The organism is Acidovorax sp. 59 (assembly GCF_002754175.1).
In the GTDB taxonomy this organism is placed as follows: domain Bacteria; phylum Pseudomonadota; class Gammaproteobacteria; order Burkholderiales; family Burkholderiaceae_C; genus Acidovorax; species Acidovorax delafieldii.
Genome location: NZ_PEET01000001.1, coordinates 2,684,738 through 2,700,234, shown reverse-complemented (window position 1 = coordinate 2,700,234; position 15,497 = coordinate 2,684,738). Strand labels below are relative to the sequence as shown.

The window sequence follows — 15,497 nt, the reverse complement described above, 5'->3', positions numbered from 1 at the left end:
GCCTGCCGTGCCCGAGGGGGCTTTTTATGGCTATAATCGTGGTCTTGATAACGACAGGCGCGTAGCTCAGCTGGTTAGAGCACCACCTTGACATGGTGGGGGTCGTTGGTTCGAGTCCAATCGCGCCTACCAAGTTTTTCTGAAAGACACCAGCTTTCAGTGCAAAAAACTTGGCAACAACACCGCAAGCGGTGTTCATGCAGCAAGCCACCGCAAGGTGGCTTTTTTGTTTTCGCTTCATTCTTTCGCTTCACGCGCTGTTGCCGGGCTGTGGTGTGTGGTGCCGGAAGCTCCACGACACACAGCGCAGGACCTATCAGTCACACGCGCGACACTCGGTTGTCCTGCGTCCTCAGGGTATTCCTTTGCCGCCGCGGCGCAGCAGTCTCCCTAGAATGTGCTGCACTGCAATACATGGGTTTTGAACCCGAGGAGTTCGTTGTGTCCGAACCGAAAACCGCTGCGTCCAAATCGGCCCAGCGCGTCATCAAGAAGTACCCCAACCGCCGTCTGTATGACACAGACACCTCCACCTACATCACCCTGGCCGAGGTGCGCCAGCTGGTGATGGACCACCAGAACGTGGTGGTGCGCGACGCCAAAACGGGCGAAGACCTCACACGCAGCATCCTGCTGCAGATCATTTTGGAAGAGGAGGCGGGCGGCGCCCCGATGTTCACCGAGGCGGTGCTGGCCAACATCATCCGGTTCTACGGCCATGCCATGCAGGGGTTCATGGGCGCGTACCTGGAGAAGAACGTCCAGGCCTTCACCGACGTGCAGACCAAGCTGGCTGAGCAGTCCCAAAGCGTGACGCCCGAGATGTGGGCGCAGTTCATGAGCCTGCAGTCGCCCATGCTCAAGGGCATGATGGGCAACTATGTCGAGCAGTCGCAGACCATGCTGGCCCAGATGCAGGAGCAGATGCAAAAGCAGACGGAGCAGATGCTGGGCGCATTTGGACTGAAAAGATAGCCCCCGAGGCGCCTGCGGCGCCTTGCCCCCGGGCGGCGCCGCTAGAGCGGTGGTGCGGCCTTTGAATGGCGGCTGCGGGCTGGTGCAGCACCGGTTGCGCAGGTTGCGGCAGGTGGCAAACCTTGCGATGAATCGGCCATCCTGACCGCTCAACGCCGGAACTGGGACAATACGGGGATATGAGCGAAGCAATTGCCCCCACCAAAACACCCAAAGTCGGATTCGTCAGCCTGGGATGCCCCAAGGCGCTGACCGATTCCGAGCTGATCCTCACACAGCTGAGCGCCGAGGGTTACGAAACCTCCAAGACCTTCCAGGGCGCCGACCTGGTCATCGTCAACACCTGCGGCTTCATCGACGATGCCGTGAAAGAAAGCCTGGACACCATTGGCGAAGCCCTGGCCGAGAACGGCAAGGTCATTGTCACCGGCTGCCTGGGCGCCCGCACGGGTGACGATGGCGGCAACATGGTGCGCCAGATGCACCCCAGCGTGCTGGCCGTGACCGGGCCCCATGCCACGCAAGAGGTGATGGATGCGGTCCACCTGAACCTGCCCAAGCCGCACGACCCGTTCGTGGACCTGGTGCCCGGCAGCTTCGGCATCGCGGGCATCAAGCTCACGCCCAAGCATTACGCTTACCTCAAGATCAGCGAAGGCTGCAACCACCGTTGTACCTTCTGCATCATCCCGTCCATGCGCGGTGATCTGGTGTCACGCCCCATTGGCGACGTGCTGAGCGAGGCCAAGGCCTTGTTTGAAGGTGGTGTGAAAGAGTTGCTGGTGATCAGCCAGGACACCTCGGCCTATGGCGTGGACGTGAAGTACCGCACGGGCTTCTGGGACGGCAAGCCCGTCAAGACCCGCATGCTGGAGCTGGTGCAGACGCTGGGCGAGATTGCCGAGCCCTATGGCGCCTGGGTGCGCCTGCACTATGTGTACCCGTACCCCAGCGTGGACGAGGTGATCCCACTCATGGCCACAGGCAAGGTGCTGCCGTACCTGGACGTGCCTTTCCAGCACAGCCACCCTGACGTATTGAAGCGCATGAAGCGCCCCGCCAGTGGCGAGCGCAACCTGGAGCGCATCCTGCGCTGGCGCGAAGCCTGCCCCGAGCTGGTCATCCGCAGCACCTTCATTGCGGGCTTTCCGGGCGAGACGGAAGAAGAGTTCCAGCACCTGCTCGACTTCGTGCGCGAGGCGCAGATTGACCGTGCGGGCTGCTTCGCCTACAGCGATGTGAATGGTGCTGCGGCCAACGAGCTGCCCGGCATGCTGCCGATGGAGGTGCGCGAAGAGCGCCGTGCCCGCTTCATGGCGGTGGCGGAAGAGGTCTCGATCGCCAGGCTGCAGCGCCGGGTGGGGGCCACCATGCAGGTGCTGGTGGACCATGCCCCTGCCCTGGGCCGCAAGGGGGGGGTGGGCCGCACTTATGCGGATGCGCCCGAGATCGACGGCACCGTGCAGCTGCTGCCGCCCGAGAAAATCAGCAAGCAGCTCAAGGTGGGGGAGTTCACCAAGGCACGTATCGTGGGCGTGCAAGGGCACGACCTGGTGGCGCAACCTATCTGATTGCTATTTAATTCATAGCATTGGACCCATGCAGCACTAGCGCATTGGCTCTGAATCACAAAAAAGGCTTCCCGAGGGAAGCCTTTTTCTTTGGGGGATCTCCTGGGAGGGAGAGAGGGCAGCGAGCCCTTGCCGCCCTTAGACGCGCTTGCGGTATTCGCCAGTGCGGGTGTCGATTTCGATCTTGTCGCCTTGGCTGACGAACAGGGGCACGGGCACTTCGAAGCCGGTGGCGATCTTGGCAGGCTTCATGACCTTGCCGGAGGTGTCGCCCTTGACGGCGGGTTCCGTCCAGGTGATTTCGCGCTCGACGCTGGTGGGCAGTTCGACCGAGATGGCCTTGCCGTCATAGAACACCACTTCCACGGTCATGCCGTCTTCCAGGTAGTTCAGCGAGTCGCCCATGTTTTCGGCTTCCACTTCGTACTGGTTGTACTCGGTGTCCATGCACACGTACATGGGGTCGGCAAAGTAGGAGTAGGTGCACTCCTTCTTGTCTAGGATCACGTTGTCGATCTTGTCGTCGGCCTTGAACACGACTTCGGTGCCGAAGTTGCCGATCAGGCTCTTGAGCTTCATGCGCACGGTGGCTGCACCGCGGCCGCCGCGGGCGTATTCGGTCTTCAGGACCACCATGGGGTCCTTGCCGTGCATGATGACGTTGCCGGCGCGGATTTCTTGAGCGATTTTCATAGCAAGTTGCTTGGGTTGGGGCCGCTCAACGCGCGGGCTGGCAAACCATCTGGTTTGCGCGCCGGTGCATGTTCTGCGGCGAAAGTGCGCTGGAAGCAGGCACTGACATGCCGCACCTGATTTGCGCAAAGCCTCGGATTTTACCGTTTTTCGGCGACAAAGCCCAAAAGTTTTGCGACGAGGTTGTCCTGCGTCAGCAGGCGCGCACGGGCAGCCAGGGTGCAGGCGGTCCACTCTGCCAGCGTGTTGTCGTCCGGCCATTGCAGCGGCGCGCCGTCCAGCCCGTTCCAGGTCGCGTGGAACTGCCGCAGTGACGCAGGGGCCTGCAGCCAGTCCAGAAAGGCCCAGAGCTTGTCGTGGTGGGCGTTGTCGTGCTGCGGGTAGATCTGCCAGACAAAGGCTCGACCCGCCCACAGCGCACGCACCAGCGAGTCCTCGCCCCGCACCGCATTGAAGTCGCAGGCCCACAGCATCTCATCAAACGCTGGCTGGGGGCGGTGGGGAAGGTAGGACAAGGACAGCAGCCCCCGCTGGTCATGCGCTTGCGGACCTCCTTGGTTCCCGGAGGGCTCGGCCAGTGTCGCCCGCACCGCAGCGGCCGGGCGGCCAGGCGTGACCAGCAGCTCGGTGGGTTGCAGCGCACACTGTTGCAGCAGGTGGGCCAGCGCCGGGGGCTCGTAGCAGAACAGCGACACCCAGCGGCTGCCCGGTATTTCTTCGCCCCTGCCAAACAGTGCCCGGTGCTCCGTGCGCCAGGCGCTGCGGTCAAAAGCCTCGCGCCGCGCCATCAGATGGGGCTCGCGCAGGAGGCCGCCGGTGCCGGTGGTGAAGCCGGGGTAGAAAAACCAGCGTGTCCACCCCGATGCCGGGCCGGACAGGATGGGGGACGGCAGGCGGTGGGTGCGTGCGACGTAACCCTCTGCAGACAGGTATTCCAAGTTGATCCAGACAGGTTTGGAGCGATTTTGGCCAGAAGCGCTAGTGGAATATGCGCTATATGCTATGAATTCAGGAGCAATATCGCAGCCGAAGGCCTCCACCATCACATCGGGTGGCGGCTCGTTGGGGCCCGGCGGCGGCGCGCCCCAGGGCCGCACCTCCACCCTGGCGCAGCCCCCAGGGGCCATCCATTGCAGCGCCGAGGCGTCGTCCACCCACAGGCGCACGCGGTGACCCACCGCGGCCAGCTGCGCCACCAGGCGCCAGCACACGCCAATGTCGCCAAAGTTGTCGATCACGCGGCAGAACACATCCCACTGCAGGGGCTGGCGGTCGGGGGTCATGGTGTGGAGGGCTGCGTGCGCAAGTGGTCCACCAGCAGCCGGGCCACGGTGGAGAGTGATTCTTCCGACCGCACGCACAGCGACAGGCGGCGGTGGGCCCAGGGCTCGTTCAGGGTGACGGTGCGGATCTGCAGCGCGCCCTGGTACAGCCGCGCACTGCCGCGCGGCATCACGCCCACACCCAGGCCGGCGTTGACCATGAGGCACAGCGCGTCGTAGCTGGTGACCTGCATGCGCAGCCGAAGCGGCAGGCCAGCCTCGGCGGATGCGCGGGTGAGCTGGTTGTTGATGGCGCTGTTGGGGTGCGCGCCCACAAAGTCATAGGGCAGGGCGTCTGCCAGCCGCACGGACTTGCGCCGCGCCAGCGCATGGCCGGTGGGTACCACCAGCACCAGCTCGTCGGTGCGGTAGGGCAGCAGCGTCACCCGCTCGCCGTAGTGGCCTTCGTTCAGGATGCCCACGTCGGCCGCGTTTTCGGCCACGGAATGCGCAATCGCGCTGCTGATCTGCTCCTGCAGCCGCACATCCACCTGCGGGTGTTGTGCCAGAAAGCTCTGCAGTTCCCCAGGCAAAAACTGCGTGATGGCCGAGATGTTGGCCACCACGCGCACGTGGCCGCGCACTCCGGTGCCATATTCACGCATCTGGGTGGCAATGCCGTCCAGGTCATTCAGCACGCCGCGCGCCAGGTTCAGCAGCGCAAAGGCAGCGGCGGTGGGCTCAGTGCCCTTGTTGCTGCGGGTGAACAGGGCCACATGCAACGCGTCTTCCAGGTCGGCCAGGCGGCGGCTCACGGCCGAGGCGGCCAAGTGCTCGCGCGCGGCGGCGGCAGCGATGGTGCTTTCTTCCATCACGGCCACAAACAGGCGCAGGGAGACGGGGTCGAGTTTCATGGGGGCCGATGGTAGCAAGCGCCGCAGCTGCCATGCCGGTTTGCGATGGCATCTTGTTGCTTGAGCGATTTACGGCCCCGCACACCCTGCGCATCATTCGCCCCGAGCCGCCCCGGCGTGGGGCTGGCCGCAGGAGACAACCTCACCCATGGATTCCATTGCTTCCCCCGCCGCGTTGCAAGGCGTGCGCGTCATCGAAATGGGCCAGCTCATTGCCGGGCCTTTCTGCGGCAAGACGCTGGGCGAGTTTGGCGCCGATGTGATCAAGATCGAGGCGCCCGAGACCGGCGACCCGCTGCGCAACTGGCGCCTCATCAAGGAAGGCACTTCTGTCTGGTGGCAGGTGCAGTCGCGCAACAAGCGCTCGGTGGCGCTGGACCTGCGGCAAAAGGAGGGGCAGGACATCGCTCGCCAGCTGATTGCGGAAGCCGATGTGCTGGTCGAGAACTTCCGCCCCGGCACGCTGGAAGGCTGGGGCATGTCGCCCGAGGAGCTGCACCAACTCAACCCTGGCCTCGTGATGCTGCGCATCTCTGGCTACGGCCAGACGGGGCCCTACCGCGACCTGCCAGGCTTTGGCGCCATCGGCGAAGCCATGGGCGGCCTGCGCCACCTGACGGGCGAGCCCGGCCGCGTGCCGGTGCGCGTCGGTGTCTCGATTGGCGACACGCTGGCGGCGCTGCACGGCACCATCGGCGTGCTCACGGCGCTGTACCACCGCAAGGTCAACGGCGGCCAGGGCCAGGTGATTGACGTGGCGCTGCACGAGGCGGTGTTCAACGTGATGGAAAGCCTGATCCCCGAATACAGCGCCTTCGGCGCCGTGCGCGAGGCCGCAGGCAGCGCGCTGCCGGGCATTGCACCGAGCAACGCCTACCCCTGCCAGGACGGCTGGGTGCTGGTGGCGGGCAATGGCGACAGCATCTTCAAGCGGTTGATGGACGCCATCGGCCGGCCGGACCTGGGCACTGCGCCGGACCTGGCGAACAACACCGGCCGCGTGGCCCGCGTGGAAGAGATTGACGCTGCGATTGGTGCCTGGAGCGCGCAGCGCACCGTGCAGCAGGTGCTGGACGCGCTGGGCGCCGCCCGTGTGCCTGCAGGCAAGGTCTATACCGCCAAGGACATTGCCGAAGACCCGCACTACCGCGCCCGCGACATGCTGCTGACGCAGCAGACGCGCGACGGCTACAGCGTGGAAGTGCCGGGCATCGTGCCCAAGCTCTCGGGCACGCCCGGAACCATCCGCAGCAGTGCGCCGCATTTGGGCGATGACACCGATGCGGTGCTGGCCGAGGCGGGTTTGACGGCCGAACAGATCGCCCTGCTGCGCAACAAGGGGGTCATTCAATGAGTGCATCCAACACCGTGTGGCAAGGCGCGAACCGCCGCATCCACATGCAGGAGGTCGGCCTGCGCGACGGCCTGCAGATGGAAAAGGCCTTCGTGCCCACGGCCGACAAGATCGCTCTGTGCAATGCGCTGTCGGCAGCGGGCCAGTCCAAGATCGAGGTGACTTCGTTCACATCGCCCACCGCCATCCCTGCGCTCAAAGACGCCGAGATCGTGATGCGCGAGATCACGCGCCGCCCCGGCACGGTCTACACCGCCCTGGTGCCCAACCTGCGCGGCGCTGAGCGCGCCATCGAGTCGCGCACGGATGAGCTGAACCTGGTCATGTCGGTCAGCGCCACGCACAACCTGGCCAACCTGCGCATGACGCAGGAACAGTCGTTCGCGGCGCTGGCGCAGGTGGTGGTACTGGCGCAGGGTGCCAACGTGGCGGTGAATGTGTCGCTGTCGTGTGTTTTCGGCTGCCCCATGGAGGGCGATGTGGCCCAGGCCGATGTGTTCGGCTGGGTGCAGCGCTTTGTGGACCTGGGTGTGCGTGGCATCACGCTGTGCGATACCACGGGCATGGCCTACCCCACGCAGGTGCACCAGCTCACCGCGGCAGCCCGCGCGCGCTGGCCGGGGGTGGAGTTCACCCTGCATTTTCACAACACGCGCGGCATGGGGCTGGCCAATGTGCTGGCGGCCATTGACGCAGGCGCAGACCGGTTCGATGCCTCGCTGGGCGGCCTGGGCGGCTGCCCCTATGCACCCGGTGCCAGCGGCAATGTGTGCAGTGAGGAGATCGTGCATGCGCTGGCGCTGATGGGCTATGACACCGGGGTGGATCTGGCACAAATGGTGGCCGCTGCGCAGCAACTGCCTGCGTTGATCGGCCACGATATCCCCAGCCAGATTGCCAAGGCGGGTCCGCGCCTGGCGCTGCACCCGGTGCCTGCCGATTTCGAGGCGATCCGCGAAAGAGCGCTTGCCCGCTGAGCACGGGCGAGCCTGCATTCATACATAACACCAGGAGACAAAAGCCATGACCTTCCCCGCCCCACTGTCCCGCCGCATTTTCACGGCGGCCGTGCTGTGCTCCGCTGCCTTCGCAACGGGCGCGCAGGACAAATACCCCTCCAAGCCCATCACCGTGGTGGTGCCTCAGGCTGCGGGTGGTGCCAACGATGCCATTACGCGCGTGGTGGCGCAAAAACTCAGCGAGCAGCTGGGCCAGAGCGTGATCGTGGACAACCGCCCTGGCGCGGGCGGCACGCTGGCCACCGGCGCCACGGCCCGTGCGCGCAACGATGGCTACACGCTGCTGCTCACGGCCGACAGCGCCCATGTGATCGGCCCTGCGCTGTACAAGAACCCGGGCTTTGACCCGGTCAAGGATTTCACCCCCGTGGCGCCCGTGGCCACGGCGGGCTATGTGCTGGTGGCACACCCATCCTTCCCGGCGAACACCGTGGCTGAGATGGTCGCTCTGGCCAAGGCCAATCCGGGCAAATATGCGATTGCCTCGGCGGGCAACGGCACGCTGAACCACCTGATTGGTGAGATGCTGCAAAAGGCGGCAGGCATCCAGCTGCAGCACATTCCGTACAAGGGTTCCGCCGCGGCAGCCACCGATGTGGTGGGCGGGCAAGTGCCGCTGTCGGTGCAAAGCCTGCCGTCAGCCATTGCGTTCATCAAGGCAGGCAAGCTCAAGGTGCTGGGTGTGGTCAATGAAAAGCGCGTGGCCGCACTGCCCGATGCTCCCACCATCGGCGAGACGATCAAGGGCTTTGGCCAGGCGCCCTGGTATGCGCTGTTTGCCCCGGCTGGCACGCCCGCGCCCATCGTGGCGCAGCTGCAGGCCGAGGTGGCGCGCGCGCTGGAGCACAAGGACGTGGTGGACAAGCTGGCCACCGTGGGCTGTGAACCCTTCAAGGGCACGGCAGCGCAGCTGGCCGCGCTGGTGCAGTCCGACCTGCCCAAGTGGAGCCGCGTGGTCAAAGACACGGGCGCCACGGTGGATTGATCGGGTGCTTTCTCTGTGCCTTCCTGCTTCTCGCAACTCAGATTTTTGACAACAACGACAACGACGGAGACATCCCTTTCATGAAAACCACCCGCAAGCAGTTCACCACCCTCGCACTGGCCGCACTGGCCACCGGCTTCATCGGCCAAGCAGCGGCACAAGGCGCTTACCCGTCCAAGAACGTCACCATGGTGGTGCCCACCGCCGCAGGCGGCACCACCGACCTGTCGGCCCGCATGCTGGCGCAAGCCTTGGCGCCGGTGCTGGGCCAGTCGGTCATCGTGGACAACAAGGGCGGGGGCAACGGCAACATTGCCGCCAGCGCCGTCAAGCGGGCCGAGGCCGATGGTTACACGCTGCTGATGCAGTACTCGGGCTACCACGTCATCTCGCCCCACATCACCAAACAAAAGCAGTGGGAGCAGGGTGACTTCCAACCCGTGGCCAACGTCATCTCGGCCCCGCAGATCATCGTGGTGCGGGCCGACCTGCCGGTGAAAACGCTGCCCGAGCTGATCGCTTACGCCAAGGCCAATCCCGGCAAGCTCAACTACGCCTCGTCGGGCAACGGCTCGCTGCAGCACGTGACCGGTGCCATGCTGGAGCAGCAGGGCGCCATCAAGATGGTCCACGTGCCCTACAAAGGCACGGGCCCCGCGCTGCAGGACCTGCTGGGCGGCCAGGTGGACCTGACATTCGGCACCGCGCCCCCCTTCATGCCCCACATCGCCAGCGGCAAGCTGCGCGTGCTGGCCGTGACGGGCAAGCAGCGCCTGCCCAGCCTGCCCGATGTGCCCACCACAGCCGAGGCGGGCTACCCCAAGGTCGATGCCACCTCGTGGTTTGCGGTGTTTGCCCCCGCCGCCGTGCCCAAGGCTGTGGTGGACAAGCTCACGGCCGACATCCGCACCGTCGTGCAGAACGCGGCCTTCCAGCAAAAGGCGCAGGAGCAGGGCGCCACGGCGGACTACCAGACCCCGGCGCAGCTGGGTGACAAGGTGAAGGCCGATCTGGCCAACTGGGCGCAGGTGGTGAAGACCTCGAAGATCGAGGCGGAGTGATCGGGACGCAGGGGTTTTGATCAAAATGGGCTCTTCTAGCGAATGCTAGTGACGCCTTGACTCCCCATAGCCGCCTCCAGCACCAGTGCGGGCTGCGGCCCCATGGGGCCTGATCGGTCCAACATCCTGAACCAGCCCAGGTACGAATCAAGGTATTTCGTTGCAACGCCCTTGAAGCGCTGCATCCACCCGCGCAGCCTGCTGACATAGGCATTGACGTTTTGAACATGCCAGGGGCCTCTCACACGCCTACCCCGGCTCACGTTCACCGCCTGGTGCTGCACGCCCAGGGCCCGCGCAGCGCTGGCCAGTGTGACGCTGCCGTCGGTGCATAGGATGGTGTCTGGTGGCAGCAAGGGTTTGAGTGCAGTTTGCACACTCACCGCTTGGTTCGTCTGCAGGATGAGGTTGGCCGTTGCTCCGGCCCGGTCTCGCGCCATCAGCACCGGGGTGTATTCCAAGCCCTTGCAGCCAGCCAGCGCCTTACCGCCGCGTCGGCGAGGACGACGCAGCAAGCCTCTGTGTCCCTTGCAGGAGGCCAGGAAGTAAGACTCATCGGCCTCGGCGATGCCCACAAGCTGGCGTGCCTGCACGCTCTTGGGGCAGGCCAGGAAGCGGTGGCGCCAGCGAAAGGCGGTGCTTTGCGCCACACCCAGGCGCAGGGCCACCTGGTTGAGTGAGAGTCCTTCGCTCAAGACCTGCGCCTGGCCCATCCACTTATCCCGCAGATGCAGGCGTGCCAGCGGTGTTCCAGTCAAGGCGTTGAAGGTGCGCGCGCACTGGCGGCACTTGAAGCGTTGCAGCCCGTTGGCCGAGCCATTCTTGACAAGCTGCGGGCTGCCGCAGTGCGGACAGGTTCGGTGGGCGCTGCCATGTGCTTCTACAACGGCGATGGCTTGACTGTGATCGAGCAGCGCCTGCAGGCAGCTTGCCAGTTGCTGGCGCTGGTGGTGCGTCAGCTGGGGCAGGCTGTGGATCAAGCGCGTCATCTGTTGCTGTCGCATGGCCTTCTCCTGGGGCAGACGCAAGCGCGTCATGCTGGGGAGATGGGGGCGTAGCGCTACGGTTAAAGACTCATCACTAGCATTCGCTAGAAGAGCCTCAAAATGGCTTCTAGCGCTTGTTGGATAAGCGCTAGAAGCTATTTATTTGATAGTGAATGGGCAAGGCCGTGCCCAAGGCCACAATACGCGCCATGTCTGATGTGCATTCCGAAGAACTCCTGGCGCAGGTGGCTGCGCTGCCCGCGCTGCCGGGCGTGTACCGCTATTTCGACGCGCAGGATGCGCTGCTGTATGTGGGCAAAGCGCTCAACCTCAAGCGCCGGGTGTCCAGCTACTTTCAGAAGAACCATGGCGGCACGCGCATCGGCCACATGGTCAGCAAGATCGTGCGCATGGAGACCACGGTGGTGCGCTCCGAGGCCGAGGCGCTGCTGCTGGAAAACAACCTCATCAAGACGTTGAACCCCAAGTTCAACATCCTGTTCCGCGACGACAAGAGCTACCCCTATCTCAAGATCACCGGCACGCCGGGAGCCCACACGCGGGGCGATGCGCCGGGGCAGGTGTTTCCGCGCATGGCGTACTACCGGGGCGCGGTCGATAAAAAGCACCGCTACTTTGGCCCGTATCCCAGCGCCTGGGCCGTCAAGGAAACCATCCAGCTGCTGCAAAAGGTCTTTCGGCTGCGCACCTGCGAAGACACGGTGTTTGCCAACCGCACGCGGCCCTGCCTGCTGTACCAGATCAAGCGCTGCACCGGGCCCTGCGTGGACCTGATCTCGCCCGAAGCGTATGCCGCCGATGTGTCGCATGCCGAGGCATTGCTGCGTGGTGAAACGCAGGAGGTGCTGCAAGCCATGGAGGCGCGGATGATGGCGCACTCGGACAAGCTGGAGTTTGAGCAGGCTGCCGAGGTGCGCAACCAGATCCAGGCGCTGTCGCGCGTGCTGCACCAGCAGTCCATAGAGACGGTGGATGACAAGGATGTGGACATCCTGGCGGTGCGCGTGCAGGGCGGCCGCGCCTGCGTGAACCTGGCCATGGTGCGCGGTGGCCGCCACCTGGGCGACCGGCCGTACTTTCCGGTGCATGTCGAGGATGCTGCGGCGGTGTTTGAAGAAGAAGGCGGGGACGGTGCGGATGAAACGGTGGCTACCCCGTCTCGTCTGGTTCGCCCCGTGGAGGCTCTGGTGCTGGAGGCCTTCATTGCCCAGCACTACATCGGTGTGCCCGTGCCTCCGCTGCTGGTGACCAGTGTGCCGGTGGACAAGGCCTTGCTGGACGCGCTGACCGAACAAAGTGGCTTGCGCGTGAACGCTATCCACCAGCCGCGCGAACAGCGCCGCGCGTGGCTGGACATGGCGCAGAAAAACGCCGACCTGCAACTGGCCCGTCTGCTGGCCGAGGAGGGCTCGCAGCAGGCCCGCACGCGGGCGTTGGCCGAGGCGCTGGATCTGCCGCCCGAAGACCTGGACCAGCTCACCATCGAGTGTTTCGACATCTCGCACACGGCAGGCGAGTCCACCCAGGCATCGTGTGTGGTGTTTCACCACCACAAGATGCAGAGCAGCGAATACCGCCGCTACAAGATCGAAGGCATCACCGGCGGCGACGACTATGCCGCCATGCGCCAGGTGCTTACGCGCCGCTACAGCAAGGTGGTGGAGGCGCAGCGCGAGGAGGGCGGCATCGACTATGCGCAATCGCCCGAGGCGCAAGCCGCAGCCCGGCCCAAAGGCCAGGCGCGTTTGCCGGATCTGGTGCTCATCGACGGCGGCAAGGGCCAGGTGGGAGTGGCGCGTGAGGTGTTCACGGCACTGGGGCTGGACCTGACCCGCATCGTGGGGGTCGAGAAGGGCGAGGGCCGCAAGGTGGGCCTGGAAGAGCTGGTGTTCGCCGACGGGCGCGAAAAGGTCTACCTGGGCAAGGATTCGGCCGCGCTCATGCTGGTGGCGCAGATCCGCGATGAGGCGCACCGCTTTGCCATCACCGGCATGCGCGCGGCACGGGCCAAGGTGCGCGTGGGGGGCGGGCAACTGGAAGAAATTGCGGGGGTTGGGCCCAAGAAGCGAGCGCGCCTGTTGCAACGTTTTGGCGGGGTGCGTGGTGTGGCATCCGCGAGCGTGGAGGACCTGGCCACCGTGGATGGCATCTCGCATGAATTGGCAGAAGAAATTTACAAGGCATTGAGATAAGCCCCATGTGCCGTTCCACGGCCGCGCCGTGACACAATCGCCGCCATGTTCTGGACTATCCCCACCTTGATGACCTGGACGCGCATCGTCGCGATACCTTTGATCGTGGGGGTGTTCTACGCACCGCTGGACCCGGCCACGCGCAATCTCATCGCCACCGTGATGTTCGTGGTGTTCGCGGCCACCGACTGGCTGGACGGCTACCTGGCCCGCAAGCTCAACCAGACCTCGTCCTTCGGTGCTTTCCTGGACCCGGTGGCCGACAAGTTTCTGGTGTGTGCGTCGCTCCTGGTGCTGGTGCACCTGCAACGTGCCGACGTGTTTGTGGCCCTCATCATCATCGGCCGCGAGATCGCGATCTCGGCCCTGCGCGAGTGGATGGCGCAGATCGGCGCCAGCAAGAGCGTGGCCGTGCACATGATCGGCAAAGTCAAGACAACGGTGCAGATGCTGGCCATCCCCTTTCTGCTGTACGACGGGCGCCTGTTTGGCGTGATCGATACCGGCGTGTGGGGCACCTGGCTCATCTGGGCCTCGGCGGTGCTCACCGTCTGGTCGATGGTGTACTACCTGCAGAAGGCGTTGCCCGAGATCCGGGCACGCGTCAAATAGTTTTCAAGTCTTTGGTGCCTGGAGTGCTTGATATATAAGCGCAGGCAGCTATATTTTCAGGAGCATCTGAATGGCGAAGCATCGCATTGCAGTCATTGCCGGTGATGGCATTGGCAAAGAGGTCATGCCCGAGGGCCTCCGCGTTCTGGACGAGGCCGCCCGCAAGTTTGGCATTGACCTGCATTTCGACCACTTCGACTTTTCGAGCTGGGACTACTACGAAAAGCACGGCAAGATGCTGCCCGACAACTGGAAGGACCAGATCGGCGGCCATGAGGCCATCTACTTCGGCGCGGTGGGCTGGCCCGACAAGATCGCCGACCATGTCTCGCTCTGGGGCTCGCTGCTGCTGTTCCGCCGCGAGTTCGATCAGTACATCAACCTTCGGCCCGCGCGCCTCATGCCGGGCGTGATCGCCCCTGTGGTGCGCCGTGACGGCAGCCCGCGCCTGCCCGGCGAGATCGACATGCTGATCGTGCGCGAGAACACCGAAGGCGAATACTCCAGCATCGGTGGCCGCATGTACGAAGGCACTCCGCGTGAGATCGTGATGCAGGAGACAGTGATGTCGCGCCACGGCGTGGACCGTGTGCTGAAGTTTGCGTTTGAACTGGCCCAATCGCGCCCCAAGAAGCACCTGACCAGCGCCACCAAGTCCAACGGCATCGCCATCACCATGCCCTACTGGGACGAGCGCGTGGCCGAGATGGCCAAGGCCTACCCCGATGTGACGGTGGACAAGTTCCACATCGACATCCTCACCGCCCACTTCGTGCAGCGGCCGGACTTCTTTGATGTGGTGGTTGCCAGCAACCTGTTTGGCGACATCCTCTCGGACCTGGGACCTGCGTGCACCGGTACCATCGGCATCGCGCCCAGCGCCAACCTCAACCCCACGCGCACCATGCCGTCGCTGTTTGAGCCGGTGCATGGCTCGGCGCCCGACATCGCGGGCAAGGGCATCGCCAACCCCATCGGGCAGATCTGGTGCGGCGCAATGATGCTGGACTTCCTGGGTTACCGCGCCGCGCACGACGCCGTTCTGGCCGCTATCGAAGCCGTGTTGCAACCCGGCAGTGGTGCTCCGCGCACCCCGGACCTGGGCGGCACGGGCAGCACGCAGGATGTGGGCAAAGCCATCGCTCAGGCACTCGCTGCTCGTTGAGTATGGCTGGCTGCGGGGTGTCAATACGGAGTGCTGCCGATACGGCGTGTTTGAGACAAAAACCCCCGCCAAGCCCTGTCGCAGCGTGAAATACGACTAGAATTCAAAACAACGCTGACGCAAAACAGCGTGTTGTATTGACACTCTGAAACTCGATGGCTTTAATCTGATGCAGCAGCCACTGCTGTGTATGCCAGTCATTCCCCCGCCTGTTCTCCACCAGCCCACGGCTGTGCTTTCAGGCGTGTGAAGACCAGATATCCTCGAGACATTCCATTAACTCTTTTCCGAGAGGCTTCTTGTGAACAAAACCGAATTGATTGAGCACATCGCTACCAACGCCGACATCTCCAAGGCCGCTGCTGCGCGTGCCCTGGAATCCACGATCGAGGCTGTCAAGAAGACTCTCAAGAAGGGCGGCACCGTGTCGCTCGTCGGTTTCGGTACCTTCGCTGTGGGCAAGCGTGCTGCCCGTACCGGTCGCAATCCCCGTACTGGCGCTACGATTAAAATCAAAGCTGCTAAAGTTCCGAAGTTCCGTCCTGGCAAGGCATTGAAAGATGCCTTGAACTGAGGATCAGTTTAGGTGGGGTCCTTAGCTCAGTTGGTAGAGCGGCTCCTTTACACGGAGTAGGTCGGCGGTTCGAGACCGTCAGGACCCACCATCACCGAACAAAGGCGAACGCA

Annotated in this window: 14 protein-coding genes and 2 tRNA genes; 12 read left to right on the top strand and 4 right to left on the bottom strand. The window is 64.2% G+C overall.

Annotation, left to right across the window (positions count from 1 at the left end):
- The first annotated feature begins 55 nt into the window (after positions 1 to 55).
- From CLU87_RS12195 to rimO, 3 genes are all read left to right on the top strand, one after another.
- Positions 56 to 132: transfer RNA gene (locus tag CLU87_RS12195), tRNA-Val, on the top strand.
- Between the two features lie 282 nt (positions 133 to 414).
- Positions 415 to 975, top strand: a complete 561-nt coding sequence (gene phaR, locus CLU87_RS12190) for a polyhydroxyalkanoate synthesis repressor PhaR (protein WP_056064204.1) — start codon at positions 415 to 417, stop codon at positions 973 to 975.
- Between the two features lie 179 nt (positions 976 to 1,154).
- Entirely contained in the window at positions 1,155 to 2,546 is a 1,392-nt protein-coding gene (gene rimO, locus CLU87_RS12185; RefSeq protein WP_099730612.1) for a 30S ribosomal protein S12 methylthiotransferase RimO, read from the top strand.
- Positions 2,547 to 2,684: 138 nt separating this feature from the next.
- Here the strand turns inward: rimO and efp are convergent, their stop codons facing one another.
- The 3 genes from efp to CLU87_RS12170 form a co-directional block, all read right to left on the bottom strand.
- Entirely contained in the window at positions 2,685 to 3,239 is a 555-nt protein-coding gene (gene efp, locus CLU87_RS12180) for an elongation factor P (RefSeq protein WP_008906801.1), read from the bottom strand.
- Positions 3,240 to 3,379: 140 nt separating this feature from the next.
- Complete coding sequence (earP, locus tag CLU87_RS12175) at positions 3,380 to 4,522, bottom strand: elongation factor P maturation arginine rhamnosyltransferase EarP (RefSeq protein ID WP_099730611.1); 1,143 nt, start codon at positions 4,520 to 4,522, stop codon at positions 3,380 to 3,382.
- The gene (locus CLU87_RS12170) at positions 4,519 to 5,415 is read right to left on the bottom strand and encodes a LysR family transcriptional regulator (RefSeq protein ID WP_099730610.1); all 897 of its coding nucleotides are present in this window, start codon (positions 5,413 to 5,415) and stop codon (positions 4,519 to 4,521) included. Before CLU87_RS12170 ends, earP begins: the two co-directional genes overlap by 4 nt.
- Before the next feature lie 148 nt (positions 5,416 to 5,563).
- Here CLU87_RS12170 and CLU87_RS12165 point away from each other — a divergent pair, with 148 nt between their 5' ends.
- The 4 genes from CLU87_RS12165 (at position 5,564) to CLU87_RS12150 (ending at position 9,834) form a co-directional block, all read left to right on the top strand.
- Positions 5,564 to 6,769 (top strand): CaiB/BaiF CoA-transferase family protein, encoded by a 1,206-nt coding sequence (locus CLU87_RS12165; RefSeq protein WP_099730609.1) that lies wholly within the window; start codon positions 5,564 to 5,566, stop codon positions 6,767 to 6,769.
- Positions 6,766 to 7,746 (top strand): hydroxymethylglutaryl-CoA lyase, encoded by a 981-nt coding sequence (locus CLU87_RS12160; RefSeq protein WP_099730608.1) that lies wholly within the window; start codon positions 6,766 to 6,768, stop codon positions 7,744 to 7,746. Before CLU87_RS12165 ends, CLU87_RS12160 begins: the two co-directional genes overlap by 4 nt.
- A gap of 46 nt (positions 7,747 to 7,792) precedes the next feature.
- Positions 7,793 to 8,773, top strand: coding sequence for a tripartite tricarboxylate transporter substrate binding protein (locus CLU87_RS12155; protein WP_099730607.1), 981 nt, complete (start codon positions 7,793 to 7,795; stop codon positions 8,771 to 8,773).
- 80 nt (positions 8,774 to 8,853) lie between these two features.
- The gene (locus CLU87_RS12150; RefSeq protein WP_099732154.1) at positions 8,854 to 9,834 is read left to right on the top strand and encodes a tripartite tricarboxylate transporter substrate binding protein; all 981 of its coding nucleotides are present in this window, start codon (positions 8,854 to 8,856) and stop codon (positions 9,832 to 9,834) included.
- 35 nt (positions 9,835 to 9,869) lie between these two features.
- Here CLU87_RS12150 and CLU87_RS12145 read toward each other — a convergent pair whose 3' ends face one another.
- Complete coding sequence (locus CLU87_RS12145; protein WP_099729449.1) at positions 9,870 to 10,838, bottom strand: IS1595 family transposase; 969 nt, start codon at positions 10,836 to 10,838, stop codon at positions 9,870 to 9,872.
- Positions 10,839 to 11,029: 191 nt separating this feature from the next.
- Here CLU87_RS12145 and uvrC point away from each other — a divergent pair, with 191 nt between their 5' ends.
- The 5 genes from uvrC (at position 11,030) to CLU87_RS12120 (ending at position 15,475) form a co-directional block, all read left to right on the top strand.
- Positions 11,030 to 13,033, top strand: a complete 2,004-nt coding sequence (gene uvrC, locus CLU87_RS12140; RefSeq protein WP_099732153.1) for an excinuclease ABC subunit UvrC — start codon at positions 11,030 to 11,032, stop codon at positions 13,031 to 13,033.
- 45 nt (positions 13,034 to 13,078) lie between these two features.
- A complete protein-coding gene (gene pgsA, locus CLU87_RS12135; protein WP_026436902.1) occupies positions 13,079 to 13,645 on the top strand; it encodes a CDP-diacylglycerol--glycerol-3-phosphate 3-phosphatidyltransferase in 567 nt (188 codons plus the stop codon).
- A gap of 70 nt (positions 13,646 to 13,715) precedes the next feature.
- The gene (locus CLU87_RS12130; RefSeq protein ID WP_099730606.1) at positions 13,716 to 14,810 is read left to right on the top strand and encodes a tartrate dehydrogenase; all 1,095 of its coding nucleotides are present in this window, start codon (positions 13,716 to 13,718) and stop codon (positions 14,808 to 14,810) included.
- Between the two features lie 301 nt (positions 14,811 to 15,111).
- A complete protein-coding gene (locus CLU87_RS12125; RefSeq protein ID WP_008906675.1) occupies positions 15,112 to 15,384 on the top strand; it encodes an HU family DNA-binding protein in 273 nt (90 codons plus the stop codon).
- 15 nt (positions 15,385 to 15,399) lie between these two features.
- A tRNA-Val gene (locus CLU87_RS12120) sits at positions 15,400 to 15,475 on the top strand.
- The last annotated feature ends 22 nt before the right edge of the window (positions 15,476 to 15,497 follow it).

What these genes read in the sequence shown, in the direction of transcription:
- phaR (WP_056064204.1), top strand. Translation starts at nt 415, where the DNA reads ATGGGTTTTGAACCCGAGGAGTTCGTTGTGTCCGAACCGAAAACCGCT.
- rimO (WP_099730612.1), top strand. Translation starts at nt 1,155, where the DNA reads ATGAGCGAAGCAATTGCCCCCACCAAAACACCCAAAGTCGGATTCGTC.
- efp (WP_008906801.1), bottom strand. Translation starts at nt 3,239, where the DNA reads ATGAAAATCGCTCAAGAAATCCGCGCCGGCAACGTCATCATGCACGGC.
- earP (WP_099730611.1), bottom strand. Translation starts at nt 4,522, where the DNA reads ATGACCCCCGACCGCCAGCCCCTGCAGTGGGATGTGTTCTGCCGCGTG.
- CLU87_RS12170 (WP_099730610.1), bottom strand. Translation starts at nt 5,415, where the DNA reads ATGAAACTCGACCCCGTCTCCCTGCGCCTGTTTGTGGCCGTGATGGAA.
- CLU87_RS12165 (WP_099730609.1), top strand. Translation starts at nt 5,564, where the DNA reads ATGGATTCCATTGCTTCCCCCGCCGCGTTGCAAGGCGTGCGCGTCATC.
- CLU87_RS12160 (WP_099730608.1), top strand. Translation starts at nt 6,766, where the DNA reads ATGAGTGCATCCAACACCGTGTGGCAAGGCGCGAACCGCCGCATCCAC.
- CLU87_RS12155 (WP_099730607.1), top strand. Translation starts at nt 7,793, where the DNA reads ATGACCTTCCCCGCCCCACTGTCCCGCCGCATTTTCACGGCGGCCGTG.
- CLU87_RS12150 (WP_099732154.1), top strand. Translation starts at nt 8,854, where the DNA reads ATGAAAACCACCCGCAAGCAGTTCACCACCCTCGCACTGGCCGCACTG.
- CLU87_RS12145 (WP_099729449.1), bottom strand. Translation starts at nt 10,838, where the DNA reads ATGCGACAGCAACAGATGACGCGCTTGATCCACAGCCTGCCCCAGCTG.
- uvrC (WP_099732153.1), top strand. Translation starts at nt 11,030, where the DNA reads ATGTCTGATGTGCATTCCGAAGAACTCCTGGCGCAGGTGGCTGCGCTG.
- pgsA (WP_026436902.1), top strand. Translation starts at nt 13,079, where the DNA reads ATGTTCTGGACTATCCCCACCTTGATGACCTGGACGCGCATCGTCGCG.
- CLU87_RS12130 (WP_099730606.1), top strand. Translation starts at nt 13,716, where the DNA reads ATGGCGAAGCATCGCATTGCAGTCATTGCCGGTGATGGCATTGGCAAA.